The organism is Brevibacillus panacihumi (assembly GCF_003710985.1).
Lineage (GTDB): Bacteria > Bacillota > Bacilli > Brevibacillales > Brevibacillaceae > Brevibacillus > Brevibacillus panacihumi.
Genome location: NZ_RHHT01000002.1, coordinates 293,807 through 308,598 on the forward strand (window position 1 = coordinate 293,807; position 14,792 = coordinate 308,598).

Here is a 14,792-nt window from a genome sequence, read left to right on the forward strand (position 1 = left end):
TGGACGTGCTGAGAAAGGCATGACTACTTTGAGGGGGAAATGAAAATGGATCTAGCGAGCAAGCAGGAATGGTTTTCGGAGGTAGAAAGCATCTGCCAAAGCAAAGCAGAAGAATTTGCTTTGCTTGGCTATGACAATGTCACGGCACAGGATATATGGGAATGCGTCACGCAAGGATACAAAGAAATCCCTCCGTTGCACCGCATGGTAAACGATATTTTGTCGCTGAAACCGAATAAATACATGAACTACCTCATGATTCAAATGTATCGCAATTCATAATGAAACTTTTTCCCGCTCTATTCGTACACCATCTAGATACGCATGACGGGAGATGGTTACCATGATTCGCCTAGCCTGCAATAATTGACACTTTTTTTCATCGTTCGCTATAATGGGCATATTGGTTTTCGTCTAGGACGGGACCCTTTGAGGAAAGAGGGGTATTACGACAATGGTGAAATGGGGAAGATTCGTCCTGTTTTTGGTTGTTGTGGCTTTGTTGGGCACATTAGTCGCGACGACGACCAGAGATGTAGCAGGAAACATTACGCTCGGTCTTGACCTGCAGGGCGGGTTTGAGATTCTGTACGAGGTAGAGCCGCTGGAGGCTACGCATAAAGTTGACATTGAACTGCTCAAGGCAACTGCGTACATGATTGAGAAACGGATTAATATCGGAGGAGTGGCAGAACCGGTTATCGTGACAGAATTGCCCAACCGCATCCGTGTTCAAATTGCTTCTCAATCTGCCGATCAGGACAAGCTCAGAGAACTGATTGGCAAGCCCGCTGTACTTACTTTCCGCGATGAGGCGGGAAATATTATCCTGCGAGGTAGTGACCTGGCTCCAAACGGTGCGGCAGTCGGCTATGACGACCTGAGACGCCCGCTGGTAACAGTCAAATTTTCCGATCCGAAAAAATTGGAAGACGTGACACGCGCCAACTTGCACAAACGCATGGCGATCTACCTGGATGAGAACATGCAAACCAATCCGGTGATTCAATCTGTGATCCCCGGGGGCAGTGCGCAAATTACAGGTGATTACACTCAGGAATCTGCACAGGAATTGGCGGATTTGCTCAACTCCGGTGCGATGCCTGCGAAGCTGATTGAGAAGCAGGTAACCTCTGTAGGGGCATCTCTGGGTAAAATTGCTTTGGAGAAAACGATTTATGCCGGTTACGTCGGAGGAGCTTTGATCGTCCTCTTCATGCTGTTTGTCTACCGCATGCCTGGCATGATCGCCAATATAACATTGGCTGGGTTCTGTTTTTTCTGTTTGGTCGTGCTTGATTGGATGGACGCGACTCTTACATTGCCGGGGATCGCTGGCTTTATCCTGGCGGTCGGGATGGCTGTAGATGCGAATATCATTACGTACGAGCGAATTCAGGAGGAAATCCGCTCCGGCAAGACGATTCTTTCGGCTTTCCGCGCGGGTGAGCGCCGTTCTCTAGTGACGATCCTCGACGCGCACATCACGACGCTGATTGCGACAGGGGTATTGTTCTACTTTGGTACAAGCTCGATCCAAGGCTTTGCCATCGTGCTCGCTATGACACTCATTGTAAGTATTATTACGAACGTGTTCGGATCTCGATTCCTGCTCTGGCTGGTAGTACGCTCCAACATGTTTAAAAAGCCGTTCTGGTTCGGAGTAAAGGAGAGTGAGATCGGTGAGCTTTGATAAAGACCATACAGTGATTCGATTTGACATCGTAAAGAATCGCCGGAAGTTCTTCCTGTTCTCCGGAGCGATTATCGTCCTGGGCTTGCTGTTTTCTTTGTTCCAGGGGTTTAACCTGGGCGTTGACTTCCAAGCCGGGACGCGGTTGGATATCTACGTCGGAAAGGAATTCGTCCCTGCCGATGTGGAAGCAATCTTGAAAGAGCAGCTGCCGGAAGCAAAGTTCTCCGCTGTGACGCCATATGGCACAAATCAAGCCTACACCCGTTTTGACCAGACGGTGTCATCTGATAAAATGATGGAAATCGAGCAAGCGCTGAAGGCCAAATACGGGGATCAGGTGACCAAGCAGGTCGCGACAGTAGACCCAAGCATCGCACGTGAAATGGTGAAAAAGGCTGCGATTGCAGTATTGATCGCCTCTCTCGGGATCATTGTCTACATCGCGTTTCGTTTCCAATGGCTGTTTGGTATCGCTACGGTCGTAGGGCTGGCGCATGACGTGATTATCCCCATTGCGCTGTTCTCTGTCCTCGGTCTGGAGGTAGATATCACCTTCATCGCAGCGATTCTGACCATTTTGGGTTATTCCATTAACGACAAGATCGTTATTTTCGACCGGATTCGTGAAAATTTGAAAACGATGAAGTCCAAGTCAGTAGAGGAACTGGAGCATCTGGTGAACGTTTCCTTGTGGCAAACGATGCGCCGCTCCGTTTTCACGGTGGCTACGGTATTCTTTACTGCCATGGCGATTGCAATCTTAGGTAGTGAGAGCATCCGCAACTTCTCGCTGGCGCTGGTATTCGGTCTGGTGAGCGGGACCTACTCCTCGATCTTCATTGCCGCCCAAGTATGGGTCAACCTGAAGGAGCGCAGCATGCTGAAGAAAAAACGGACAACCTCACCATCCAACTAGGCTGACAAACAAGCCGCGGGTTCTTCCCGCGGCTTTTCTACTCTTCGAAAGACAAGACTGCTGCTATTGTCAGTCTCCCTCTCCATCCACTATAATGAATAGGGGATTGGAGGAACGCCCATGCTGAAAGCGAAAACACGCTGGCAATTGGCCGCCTGCGATGAGCGTCTGGCGGAAGAGCTGGCAGCGCAAGCCAATCTGACTCCGCTGGTATCCAAGCTGCTGGTGATACGCGGCATCCAAACACCAGAACAGGCGCGCGATTTTCTTCAACCGGGGCCAGAACAATTTCACGACCCATTCTTGCTGGACGGGATGGAGAAAAGCGTGCACCGTATCCGTCAAGCAATCGAGAACAAAGAGCCGATCTGTATTTACGGCGATTACGATGCGGATGGTGTAAGCTCCACGTCGCTGATGGTACACTTGCTTCGCCAACAAGGAGCTGTGTTTGACTACTATATTCCCAACCGCTTTACGGAAGGGTACGGGTTACATAAAGAGGCATTGGCCCATCTGCAGGAAAGCGGATTCAAGCTGATTGTCACTGTCGACACAGGAATTAGCGCAGCAGAGCAGGTGGACTACGCTAAACAATTAGGTCTGGATGTCATCGTCACAGACCATCATGAACCTCCGGCGGTGTTACCGGAGGCATTTGCTGTGATTAATCCCAAAAAGCCGGGATGTTCCTACCCGTTTGATATGCTGGCGGGTGTAGGGGTAGCCTTTAAACTAGGGCATGCTTTAACAGGAAAACCCCCGCTTCATTTGGCTGACCTGGCCGCGCTGGGGACAATTGCCGATTTGGTCCCCTTGGTGGATGAAAACCGGGTATTGGCAAAACTCGGCTTGCAGCGCCTGAACCAAACGACCAATCCGGGCCTGCAGGCATTGATTCGCGTCTGCGGCCTTACAGAAAATGAGCTGTCTGCCGGACATGTCGGCTTTGCATTGGGACCGCGCTTGAACGCAAGCGGGCGGCTTGAGACGGCAGAGGCCGCGGTCAAACTGTTGGTTACGGAAGATCCACAGGAAGCCGATGCCTGTGCAGTCGAGCTGGACAATCTCAACCGCGAGCGGCAGGAATTGGTGCAGCAGATGACGGAAGAAGCGGTGGAGATGGTGAAAAATCATTTTCCCCTCGAGCAAAATCAGGTTCTGGTCGTCGCCAAAGAGGGCTGGAATGTGGGAGTGGTCGGCATCGTCGCTTCCCGCCTGGTTGAGCAGTTTTACCGTCCGACGATTGTGCTGGGCATCGACCCGCAGAAAGGTACGGCAAAAGGCTCGGCGAGGAGCATCGCTGGCTTCGACATGTATGAAGCGTTGACCGCCTGCAAGGAATGGCTACCCCATTACGGTGGCCACACGATGGCAGCCGGGATGACGCTGCCTGTGGAAAATCTTGATTTTCTGCGTCAAAGACTGAATGAGCTGGCGAGAGAATGGCTGACAGCAGATGATTTCATTCCGTTGACCAAGGTGGACGTCTCCCTGGAGCCGGAGGAGATCCATATGGACGCGGTTGAGGAGTTAGCCAAGCTAGCGCCATACGGCATGGGAAACCCCACGCCGCTTGTCATGCTTCAGGAAATGGAAACGACAGGGATGCGCGCAATCGGCAGAGAAGAAAATCATCTGAAATGCACCTTGATGCGTGAGGGCTGCAGTCTGGATGCGATCGGATTCAATTGGGCGCATGTGACACAGCATGTAACGCCAAAAGCAAGATTTCATGTGCTTGGGGAGCTGTCGGTCAATGAGTGGAATGGCAATCGCAAGCCCCAGCTGACCATACGGGACTTGTCCGTGCCGCATCGACAGGTTTTTGACTGGCGGGGGAGCCGCGACAAAATGGAGAAATGGCGGCAGTTAATGCTTGCGGAGGACTCCTTGACCCTCTTGTTTCGCGAGGAGAGTCTGGAGGCTCTGCATGGCCTCTTGACACCGCAGCAACGCCGCTTTGTGCATCTAGTCGAAACCTTCGAGGCAGAACCCGCAGATCAGCCTGGCTTTCGCAATCTCGTATTATACGATTTGCCCAGACGACGTGCTGATCTAGAACGAATCGTCCCCATCTGGAATCAGGCAGAGCGCATCTATTGTCTGTTCGGGGATCCTGATCTGGGGATGGAGAGGCTCTTTTGTCCGGGGAGAGAACATTTCAAGCAACTGTATACGTTTTTTATGCAAGTACCTGCGGTCAAGCATGAACATCTGGACGCGCTCGCGAGAAAGCTGAAGTGGAAACGGCATGACCTGGATGGGATGCTGGAAGTCTTTTGCGAATTGTCGTTTCTGGCAAAGGAAGCAGATCAGTATTGTTTCCAGCCTGCTGCAACCAAGCGTCCCCTGGAAAGCTCCATGCTGTACACTGCCTGGAAAGAAGAAGCCCAACTGGCGACCGAGCTGCTGCTCTCCTCGTCAGAAGGCTTGATACAAATGTTTCACCAATTGGTGGAGCCTGAGCCTGTCACTTAGGAGGAATTTTAGATGGATTTTAAACAATATATTCGCGTGATCCCTGACTTCCCGCAACCGGGAATTCGCTTCAAAGACATCACGACACTTTTGAAAGACGGTCCTGCTTATCATGCAGCGATTCAGGAGCTGGCTGTTTTCGCGCGGGAGGTAGAGGCTGAAGTAATCGCCGGTCCTGAAGCCCGTGGCTTTGTCGTGGGTGCGCCCTTGTCTTATGAGATGAAGATCGGCTTTGTTCCGATCCGCAAATCCGGCAAGCTGCCCTATGAGTCTATCAAGGCAGATTACAACCTCGAATACGGAAAGGATGCACTGGCGGTCCACGTGGATGCGATTCAGCCCGGGCAACGTGTCCTGATCGCGGATGATTTGTTGGCGACCGGCGGCACCATCGAAACGACGATTCAACTGATCGAGCAATTGGGCGGCAAGGTCGTAGGAGCAGCTTTCCTGATCGAGCTGGGCTACCTCGACGGACGCAGCAAGCTGGGGAATATCCCTGTTAAATCCTTGATCCAATACTAGTTTGTACCAGGAAAACGGGCATTGAGCCCGTTTTTTGCTATTTTGCGGCATTCTTCTTGTCTTTACCGGGGAAAGCACCTTTACAACCCGAACGACTTACAAGATAATAGGATGAAATAGATATTTACCGCATATTCGCGGACACGCAGCGATGACACGACCGTTCTTCACCGTACTTGACGCTTCCTCTAAAGGAGTATCGGCTTCTTCGAGAAGGCTTCTATTCAAGCTTTTTTATGAGAGGATAAGGGAAGGAACTATGATTACGGGTATTGATGAGGTAGTAAAAAAAGCGAGCACATATCTATCACCTGCGGACTTGGACATGATTTCGCGTGCATATGAGCTGGCAAACAAGGCACACGAGGGTCAGATTCGAAAATCTGGCGTTCCCTATATTATGCATCCGATCGCGGTTGCGGGGATTCTCGCCAACCTGCATATGGATGCGGTAACGATCGCGGCAGGCTTTCTGCACGATGTGGTAGAAGACACGCCGGTGACACTGGATGATTTGCGGGAGCAGTTTGGACCGGATGTAGCTCTCCTTGTCGACGGTGTGACCAAGCTTGAAAAAATCAAGTACAAATCGAAGGAAGAGCAGCTTGCTGAGAACCACCGCAAGATGCTGATCGCGATGGCACAGGATATTCGGGTGATCATGATCAAGCTCGCCGACCGTCTCCACAATATGCGCACCCTGCGCCATATGTCAGAGGAGAAGCAGCGGGAAATCTCCGATGAGACGCTGGAGATTTTTGCCCCGCTGGCGCATCGCCTGGGGATCGCGTCAGTGAAATGGGAGCTCGAGGATACTGCTCTTCGCTACCTGAATCCGCAGCAGTACTACCGCATCGTCAACCTGATGCAGAAAAAGCGGGTAGAACGTGAAGCCTATCTGAACGAGGCCTCCGCCACCATCCGGGAAAAGCTCGGGGAACTGAACATCGAAGCCGAGATTTCCGGACGTCCCAAACATATTTACAGCATTTATAAAAAGATGACGAAGCAGAACAAACAGTTCAATGAAATCTATGACCTGCTTGCTCTGCGTGTGATCGTAAACGACATTCGCGACTGCTATGCCGTGCTGGGCATTGTCCACACACTGTGGAAGCCGATGCCTGGACGATTCAAGGATTACATCGCGATGCCCAAGACGAACATGTATCAGTCCTTGCACACCACGGTGATCGGTCCGAAAGGTGAGCCTCTTGAAGTGCAGATCCGCACATGGGAGATGCACCAGACGGCCGAGATCGGGATCGCGGCTCACTGGGCCTACAAGGAAGGCAAGAATGTGGTTCAGGGCTCATTTGCGGAAAAATTGGGCAATCTGCGGGAAATGATCGAGGGCGGCTCGGAGGAAGCGCCCAACGCTCAGGAATTCATGGAGAGCCTGAAGCAGGATCTTTTCTCCGACACCGTTTTTGTCTTTACGCCAAAGGGCGATGTTGTGGAGCTCCCAAAAGGCTCTGTCCCGCTTGATTTCTCGTATCGGATTCACTCTGCTGTCGGAAACCGGACGATCGGGGCCAAGGTCAATGGCAAAATCGTTCCGCTGGATTATGCGATGAAGACCGGGGACATCGTCGAGATTCTCACTTCGAAGCATTCGTACGGACCGAGCCAGGACTGGCTGAAGATGGCGAAGTCGGCCCATGCTCGAAATAAAATTAAACAATGGTTTAAAAAAGAGAAGCGGGAAGAGAATGTAGCCAAAGGCCAGCAGATGGTCGAAGGCGAGATCAAGTCCCGCGGCTTTGACGTCAAAGAAGCGATGTCGGAAGCCAACCTGAAGGAAGCGGCTGCCCGGTTCAACTTTCAAGGGGCGGAGGACATGTTCGCGGCGGTGGGGTATGGCGGAATCACGGCTTCGCAGATCGTCACCAGACTGGTAGACAAGATGCGCCGGGAACGCGAGGAGCAAAATCCGGTCATCCCCGAGCACAAGCCGACACCATCCCCGTCTGTTACGAGAAGCGAGTCAGGGGTCAAGGTGCGCGGGGTAGACAATCTGCTGGTTCGCATCTCCCGCTGCTGTACGCCGGTTCCGGGCGATCAGATCATCGGTTTCATTACCAGAGGACGCGGCGTGTCGGTACACCGTCTGGACTGTCCCAACATCGCGACAGAGGACTGTTCGGAGCGTCTGATCGATGTGGAATGGGACACCGAATTCAAGCACAATTTCCATGTGGATATTGAGATCACCGGGAATGACCGCAGCGGCCTGCTGAACGATGTCCTTCAGGTCGTGGCTGAGACGAAGACCAACATCTCGGCCGTCAGCGGCAAGGCAGACAAAAACCGCGTGGCGACCATCCACATGACGATCTCGATCAGCAACGTCGATCACCTGCATAAAGTGGTGGAACGAATCAAGCGCATCAAGGATATTTATTCGGTACGCCGAATTTTAAGCACCTGATCCCTGGATGGATTAGGTGTTCTTCTTTGGCCTTCAGCGAGGGGATGAAGAAGAATAGGATGAAGAGGAGGAAGCTGCGTGCGAGTAGTCGTACAAAGAACCAGGGAAGCCAGCGTGACAGTAGCAGGAGAGGTCGTGGGGCAAATCGAACACGGCCTGCTATTGTTGGTAGGAATTACGCATGAGGATAGCGAAAAAGATGTGGAATTCGTTGCGGACAAGGTGGCGCACCTGCGCATCTTTGAAGATGAAGCGGGGAAAATGAATCATTCGGTGCTCGACACAGGAGGTCAGATCCTGTCTGTCTCGCAGTTTACCCTGTACGGAGACTGCAGGAAAGGAAGACGTCCCAATTTTATGAGTGCAGCCCGTCCGGAGCAGGCGGAGCCTTTGTATGAGCTGTTCAACAACAAGTTGCGGGAAAAAGGCTTGCACGTGGAGACAGGCCGTTTTGGCGCGATGATGGATGTGCGGCTGCTCAATGATGGACCTGTGACCTTGATCGTAGAATCCTAGCTTTCGAAAAAGGAAGGGGAGTGAACCATGGGGCAAGAAGCGCTTGTAATTGGAGGAACGGGCATGCTGGCCGATACCGTTCTGTGGCTTGTCGGACAGGGGTATCGGGTCACGGTGCTGGCCCGTGACCGCAAAAGGTTTGAGCAATTGCGGCAGGACCTGCCTGATCCACAGGCAGTGCATTTCATCCAGCTTGATTACCACCAGACGGCGGTGCTGAAGCAAGCAATGGAGGAATGGGTTGCCGAGACGGGCTCAGTCGATCTGGTCGTATCCTGGATACATTCGAGTGCCCCGCTGGCACTGGAGACGATTCTAGACGCTCTCTCTGTTCAGCGCAAGCCATGGCGATTGTTTCAAGTTTGCGGAAGCCGCGCCTGGAAAAATCCCCCGCAAGAGATTGCAAGGGAGCACGTGCTATTTCGACGCGTCATCCTCGGATTCATCCTGGAGGAACAGTCGGCGAGATGGCTGTTCAATCACGAAATCTCACAAGGCGTCATCGATGCGATTCGCTCGGATCAGCCGCTATCTATTGTAGGCACGGTAGAACCTTGGGAGAAACGCCCCATATGAAAAGCCCTCCGGCGACAGCTTGGACGAAAAATTGTCTAGCTGCCGAGCCGGAGGGCTTCTTTTGTCTAGTACACAGTTGTTTAGCCGCCTTGATTGCTCAGAGTGGCAAAGTATTGAATAATCCCTTTGTACAAGCCTTCCGCAGCCAACTCCTGCTGCTGCTCAGAGCGCGCGCGGATCTCGTCATTGTAGTTGGAGAGGAAGCTGATCTCTGCCAGAATCGATGGGGTTGGATTCTCCCGCAAGACGAAGTAATTGCCGAAGCGTGCGTTCATATCCTTGTAGTTGGTCGCTTTGACGATTTCATTTTGCACGAGGGAGGCCAGCTTGCTGGAATTGCCGTCGCTGTAGTAGAAGACGATCGTTCCGTTCGTCGCCGTGTTCGGATGCGTATTGTGATGGATGCTGACGAAGATGTCCGCCTTGTTTTGAATGGCGATGTCTACCCGCTGCTGCAGGGTTAATTTGCGGTCATCAGCACGTGTCATGACCACCTTGGCTCCTGCTGATTCCAGCTTTTTGCGCAGGATGAGGGCGACTTGGAGGTTGACGGTCTTCTCTAGTGTCGCAAAGCTTGAGCCGGTTGCCCCATTGTCATTTCCGCCATGTCCCGGATCAACCACGATCACCTTGTTGACCAGTTCATTGCTTTTCAGGACGGCCGGAACCCCGACAGCCGATACAAGCCAGCCTGCTACGTAACCGCTGGAGCCGTCCCCGAAGCGAATGTGGAACCAGTCTCCCTCAGTATTGACGATTTCATATTTCTCGCCTGTTTGAACCCGTTTCACGATCTCGTGCTGTGTACCAGGACCTTTGCGGATGTTGGTATCGGGATTGATGATCGTCACGTGCGGTCCGGCAGGTGTCGGATACTCGGGTATCGATACGGTGATAAGCCAGCCGGCGACCCATCCGGTTTTGCCTTCAGGGGTAGTGACCCGGTACCAGTCTCCTTGTTTTTGGACGATCGTCAGCTTCGTGCCGATGGCCAAAGTGGCCAGGACCGCGCTGGACGTATTGCCTTCACTGCGCAAATTGAGTCCGTCCGTGTTGACTGTCGCAGTTTGTACAGCCGGGGTTTGCGGCGTGTTGGGCGCCTGGACGTTCGGCTGGCTGCCGGTTGTTCCCGCATCAGGGACAGGCTGCTGCGATGGCGCGTCCTCCTCTGTTTTGATCCAGGCGTTGACTCCTTGATAAGGAAATTGGACCCAGCCATTTTGCTTCGCCACGACCGTAATCGTGGAGCCCGCGTGCAATTGACCGATCGCTGGCGTAGAAGAGTCCGGAAATGCGTAGATATAGGGAGCGGAGTCCAGCGTCAGGCTGGCGCCTTGGACTGTGTCCTGTTTGGGAACCTGTACCTGGACGGGCGGGAGCTGCGTCACTGGAGCTGTCGTTCCGGTATTGCCGCTCACACTGGTTCCGCCGCTACCAGAAGTCCCTTGTTCCTTGACCAGCCATGCCGCGACCCACCCCTTTTTTGAGCCGGGCAATTGTATTTCGATCCAGTCTCCGCTCTTCTGCAGGACTGCAAAGCGGGTTCCTGGATTGATGGTTTGAACGATCTGATGATTGGTTCCTGGGCCGGAGCGAACATTCAGGTTCTCCGTGGTGCTCTCTATCGTTGCTGTGGCTGAAGGCGCCGCAGAGGCGGGCGGATTACTGCCTGCCGATGAGGAGGCGACGAATTGGCCGGATACCCAACCGCTCTTGCCGTCGGGGAGCTGCACTTGCACCCAGTCATTTTGTTGTGATAAGACTGGCAAAACAGTCTGGTTCGGGAGGGTCGTAATAATCGTGTCCTGGAGGCTGGGACCAGAACGGACGTTCAGCTTGTCCACAGTAACCTGAACAGAACCGGCGGCCCAAGCTGACGAGACAGGGATGGAGATGGCACAGACGATAGTCAGGAGCATCTTCAGGAATTTTTGACGAACAAACACGATAGACATCCTTTCCGAAAGATTTGCATACTCTCGCAATCATTTCTTGCATGATTTTGGCAATGTTTTGGGGTAAAGGTATTCCATTCTCCTTCCATCCTGGTTTTTCCTGCAACATCCGACAAACTTCTCGGGGAAATTGGCGTATGACATGCCGAAAAAGGCGGCAATACTAGCATATAGACTATCAATGCCAGGCAGGAGGGAAGACGTGAGACAGTCGAGTAAAGAAACCTTTGCCCAAGAATTGAACCGGAAACTGTTTTCCGTCGACTTTCACGATTTTTTGGAAAAAGAGTCTCGTTTAAACGATATTGAAATGTCCAGAGAATTCCATATCAGTGTCCGAGATGTCCGGGCTTTGCGCAGAGGGGCAAAGCCGTAATCGGTTCTTTCTCAAGGGTTCGCCACACGTACGGTTGACCGGGCTTTTCGGGTCGGCTAAGATGAAGGGTGGCAAATGAAAAAGCAGGTGAACCCAATGATTGAAATTACATGTGAAGGGCACGCTTTCGAGCGGGAAGTCTCTTTGATTCTCGCCTTGTTCTACGAAGACCCCGCGCTTGCCTTCGTCCCTAGCTGGACAGATGAGCCGGGACTTAAACTGAAATTGACCTTGTCGCAGAGGGCAGACGGAGTCGAGGCAGCCAGTCAGCTTTTTGACGGGCGAAGAAGTCTGGCTCACCAGGTTCAACGCACCTATACAAGCCGTGAAGAAAAAGAAATGCGCAGAACGGCCAAACAGGCGATCAACTACGCTTTGCTGCTGGTGTTGGAAGAATACACCGGGATGGAGCAGGGATGGGGCATTTTGACAGGAATTCGTCCGACTAAATTGCTTCATCAACTCCTCTCGTCTGGAATTTCCCGGGAAGCAGCCCATCAAAAACTGCAGCAGGAAGTCGTGTTGCGTCCTTACAAGCTGAAGCTTTTGCAGGAAATCGTGGATCGTCAGTTGCAAGTGGTCCCGGACTTTTATCAAATAGACCGCGAACTGTCGATTTATATTGGCATCCCCTTTTGTCCGACGAAGTGTGCTTACTGTACGTTTCCTGCATATGCCATTCGCTCGCATACCGCATCCGTCAATCCGTTCCTGGAAGGGCTGCACTACGAGATGGAGCGCATCGGAGAATGGCTGACGGCACATGACCAGAAAATCACTTCGATCTACTTTGGAGGCGGCACTCCGACCAGCATTACAGCAGAGGACATGGACCAGTTGTTCGAGACCATGCACCGCCGTTTTCCGCATATGGACCAGGTGCGGGAGCTGACTGTGGAAGCGGGCAGACCCGACACGATCACACGAGAAAAGCTGGAAGTGATGAAGCGCTGGGAAGTGGATCGGATCAGCATCAACCCGCAGTCTTTTACCCAGGAGACCTTGCATGCCATCGGTCGCCATCACACAGTGGAGGAAACGATCGAAAAGTATCACCTGGCGATGGAAATGGGGCTGACCAATATCAACATGGACCTGATCATCGGCTTGCCGAATGAGGGAATTGCCGAGCTGGCCCATAGCCTGGCAGAAGTAGAGAAGCTGATGCCTGCCTCCCTGACGGTGCACACCTTGTCTTTTAAACGCGCATCGGAAATGACGCAGAACAAGGAGCGTTACCGGGTAGCCAGCCGGGAGGAGATCAGCCGGATGATGGAGATGGCATCTGAGTGGACGCAAGCGAACGGTTATTCGCCGTATTATTTGTACCGCCAAAAAAATATTCTGGGCAATTTGGAGAATGTGGGTTACTCCAAGCCCGATCAGGAAAGCATTTATAACATCATGATCATGGAAGAAGTGCAGACCATTCTCGGACTAGGCTGCGGCGCGGTCTCCAAGCTGATGGCTCCGGGAAGCGGAAAGCTGACTCGCTGGCCCAACCCGAAGGACCCGAAGACGTACAATGACACCTACAAGACTCTGGTCGAGAATAAACTGAGGGACCTGGAAGAAATCTACGCGGAAAAATCCGTCACTCGAGGCTGAAATCCTGATCAAAAAATGTTTTTCAAAACCGCCTGTTGACGCAGGATTCCGAGTTTGCTATGATTCACATTAAGCTTTTTTCAACCGAATGGAACAAATCTGATGACGGGAAAAAGTAATCAGGAACCGCTGGAGCAGAGAGCAAGCATCGAGGCTGAGAATGCTTGCCGAAGACGACTTGGTGAAGGACATCCCCGAAGACCGCAGTGAACAGATGAGCGCATGGCTCTCCTCAGTAACTGGCTGGCGCTTAGCCCGCGTTATGGGCTTACAAGTGGAAGGGTCCCGAATGATCATATTGGGGGATCTTCAAACAGGGTGGCACCACGGAAGATAAACAAGTCTTTCGTCCCTGACATGCGGCGTATGCATCATGTCAGGCGGCGAGGGGCTTTTTTTATTTCTTGCCAAAAATGGAGGTTCAATTCTATGAAAAAAATTCAGATTCCACGCGGCACCCAGGATATCCTGCCGGGTACAGTGGAGCTGTGGCACTACGTGGAGAGCAAGGCCCGCGATCTCTGCCGCCGCTACAACTACCAGGAAATCCGCACACCGCTCTTCGAAAGCACCGAATTGTTCATTCGCGGCGTGGGCGAGACGACAGATGTCGTGGAGAAAGAGATGTACAGCGTCGCCAATCCGCGCAGTACCGATGCTCTGACTCTTCGTCCAGAGGGGACGGCAGGGGTCGTTCGCTCATACGTGGAGAACAAGCTGTACGGTTCACCCAATCAGCCGACCAAGCAGTACTACCTGGGACCGATGTTCCGCCACGAGCGTCCGCAGGCGGGCCGCTATCGCCAGTTTGTACAGTTCGGCGTAGAGGCGATTGGCAGCAGCGACCCGGCAATTGACGCGGAAGTCATCAGTGTCGCCATTCGCTTGTATCAGGAGCTGGGACTTACCGGGCTATCTGTAGAACTGAACAGCGTAGGGACGCTGGAGGACCGGGCACGTCATCGCGAGCACCTGCTCGCTCACCTGAACGCGGTGCGCTCGGAGCTTTGTGAGGATTGCCAATCCCGCATCGACCGCAATCCGCTGCGCGTGCTCGACTGTAAAAATGAAAAATGCCGCGAGCTGACCAAAGACGCGCCATCCATCCTGGATTATCTGAGTGAAGAGTCTGCAGCCCACTTTGAAGCTGTTAAAGGCTATCTCGAAGCGCTGGGAATCTCGTACTATGTCAATCCACGCCTGGTTCGCGGACTTGACTACTACACCCTGACTGCATTCGAGATCAAGATGGCGGAGATCGGCGCGGTCGAAACGCTTTGCGGCGGCGGCCGCTACAACGGACTGGTTGCCGATCTGGGCGGAGACGACATGCCGGGAATCGGATTTGCACTCAGCATTGAGCGCTTGCTGCTGGCATTGGAGAAGCAAGGGATTCAGCTTCCGACCCCCAGCGGAATTGATTGCTTCGTAGTCGTTCAGACACCGGAAGCCAAAAAAGCTGCCTTTGTTCTCGTCGATCAGCTTCGCCAGGCAGGAATCTCCGCCGAGCAGGATTACCTCGACCGCAAGATGAAGGCGCAGTTGAAACAAGCCGATCGTTTGGAGGCGCGTTTTACCGCCATCATCGGCGAATCGGAACTCGCGAATGGCACCGTCGTCGTCAAGGAAATGGCGACAGGCGAACAGCAAGAAGTCAAACAGGAAGACCTCGTCAAATATTTGACAGAGAAAAAATAAAGAACCTTAGTGGA

12 protein-coding genes are annotated in these 14,792 nt (G+C 52.8%); 11 read left to right on the forward strand and 1 reads right to left on the reverse strand.

The genetic code is table 11. From position 1 onward, the window contains the following. Window positions 1-45: 45 nt before the first annotated feature. From EDM58_RS01460 to EDM58_RS01495, 8 genes are all read left to right on the forward strand, one after another. Window positions 46-282, forward strand: a complete 237-nt coding sequence (locus tag EDM58_RS01460; protein WP_122911745.1) for a post-transcriptional regulator — start codon at window positions 46-48, stop codon at window positions 280-282. Window positions 283-454: 172 nt separating this feature from the next. Continuing rightward, window positions 455-1,693, forward strand: coding sequence for a protein translocase subunit SecD (secD, locus tag EDM58_RS01465; protein ID WP_023554940.1), 1,239 nt, complete (start codon window positions 455-457; stop codon window positions 1,691-1,693). Continuing rightward, the gene (secF, locus tag EDM58_RS01470; protein ID WP_122911746.1) at window positions 1,683-2,612 is read left to right on the forward strand and encodes a protein translocase subunit SecF; all 930 of its coding nucleotides are present in this window, start codon (window positions 1,683-1,685) and stop codon (window positions 2,610-2,612) included. Before secD ends, secF begins: the two co-directional genes overlap by 11 nt. A gap of 120 nt (window positions 2,613-2,732) precedes the next feature. Continuing rightward, the gene (gene recJ, locus EDM58_RS01475) at window positions 2,733-5,093 is read left to right on the forward strand and encodes a single-stranded-DNA-specific exonuclease RecJ (RefSeq protein ID WP_122911747.1); all 2,361 of its coding nucleotides are present in this window, start codon (window positions 2,733-2,735) and stop codon (window positions 5,091-5,093) included. A 12-nt stretch (window positions 5,094-5,105) separates the two neighbouring features. After that, on the forward strand, window positions 5,106-5,618 hold the full coding sequence (locus EDM58_RS01480; protein WP_122911748.1) for an adenine phosphoribosyltransferase: 513 nt from the start codon (window positions 5,106-5,108) through the stop codon (window positions 5,616-5,618). A gap of 259 nt (window positions 5,619-5,877) precedes the next feature. After that, window positions 5,878-8,049 carry a RelA/SpoT family protein gene (locus EDM58_RS01485; protein WP_122911749.1) on the forward strand — a complete coding sequence of 724 codons (2,172 nt, stop codon included), beginning with the start codon at window positions 5,878-5,880 and terminating at the stop codon, window positions 8,047-8,049. 78 nt (window positions 8,050-8,127) lie between these two features. Next, on the forward strand, window positions 8,128-8,565 hold the full coding sequence (gene dtd / locus EDM58_RS01490; protein WP_023554935.1) for a D-aminoacyl-tRNA deacylase: 438 nt from the start codon (window positions 8,128-8,130) through the stop codon (window positions 8,563-8,565). Window positions 8,566-8,592: 27 nt separating this feature from the next. Then, complete coding sequence (locus EDM58_RS01495) at window positions 8,593-9,141, forward strand: short-chain dehydrogenase (RefSeq protein WP_122911750.1); 549 nt, start codon at window positions 8,593-8,595, stop codon at window positions 9,139-9,141. 80 nt (window positions 9,142-9,221) lie between these two features. Here EDM58_RS01495 and EDM58_RS01500 read toward each other — a convergent pair whose 3' ends face one another. Then, complete coding sequence (locus tag EDM58_RS01500; protein WP_122911751.1) at window positions 9,222-11,096, reverse strand: N-acetylmuramoyl-L-alanine amidase family protein; 1,875 nt, start codon at window positions 11,094-11,096, stop codon at window positions 9,222-9,224. Window positions 11,097-11,298: 202 nt separating this feature from the next. Here EDM58_RS01500 and EDM58_RS25585 point away from each other — a divergent pair, with 202 nt between their 5' ends. From EDM58_RS25585 to hisS, 3 genes are all read left to right on the forward strand, one after another. Then, window positions 11,299-11,472, forward strand: coding sequence for a hypothetical protein (locus tag EDM58_RS25585; protein WP_023554932.1), 174 nt, complete (start codon window positions 11,299-11,301; stop codon window positions 11,470-11,472). A gap of 96 nt (window positions 11,473-11,568) precedes the next feature. Then, window positions 11,569-13,080: a coproporphyrinogen III oxidase gene (locus EDM58_RS01505; RefSeq protein WP_122911969.1), complete on the forward strand. Its 1,512-nt coding sequence runs from the start codon at window positions 11,569-11,571 to the stop codon at window positions 13,078-13,080. Window positions 13,081-13,509: 429 nt separating this feature from the next. Next, window positions 13,510-14,778, forward strand: coding sequence for a histidine--tRNA ligase (hisS, locus tag EDM58_RS01510; protein ID WP_122911752.1), 1,269 nt, complete (start codon window positions 13,510-13,512; stop codon window positions 14,776-14,778). Window positions 14,779-14,792 lie beyond the last annotated feature (14 nt).

Coding starts and splice junctions, on each gene's coding strand:
- EDM58_RS01460 (WP_122911745.1), top strand. CDS start 46: ATGGATCTAGCGAGCAAGCAGGAATGGTTTTCGGAGGTAGAAAGCATC.
- secD (WP_023554940.1), top strand. CDS start 455: ATGGTGAAATGGGGAAGATTCGTCCTGTTTTTGGTTGTTGTGGCTTTG.
- recJ (WP_122911747.1), top strand. CDS start 2,733: ATGCTGAAAGCGAAAACACGCTGGCAATTGGCCGCCTGCGATGAGCGT.
- EDM58_RS01480 (WP_122911748.1), top strand. CDS start 5,106: ATGGATTTTAAACAATATATTCGCGTGATCCCTGACTTCCCGCAACCG.
- EDM58_RS01485 (WP_122911749.1), top strand. CDS start 5,878: ATGATTACGGGTATTGATGAGGTAGTAAAAAAAGCGAGCACATATCTA.
- EDM58_RS01495 (WP_122911750.1), top strand. CDS start 8,593: ATGGGGCAAGAAGCGCTTGTAATTGGAGGAACGGGCATGCTGGCCGAT.
- EDM58_RS01500 (WP_122911751.1), bottom strand. CDS start 11,096: ATGTCTATCGTGTTTGTTCGTCAAAAATTCCTGAAGATGCTCCTGACT.
- EDM58_RS01505 (WP_122911969.1), top strand. CDS start 11,569: ATGATTGAAATTACATGTGAAGGGCACGCTTTCGAGCGGGAAGTCTCT.
- hisS (WP_122911752.1), top strand. CDS start 13,510: ATGAAAAAAATTCAGATTCCACGCGGCACCCAGGATATCCTGCCGGGT.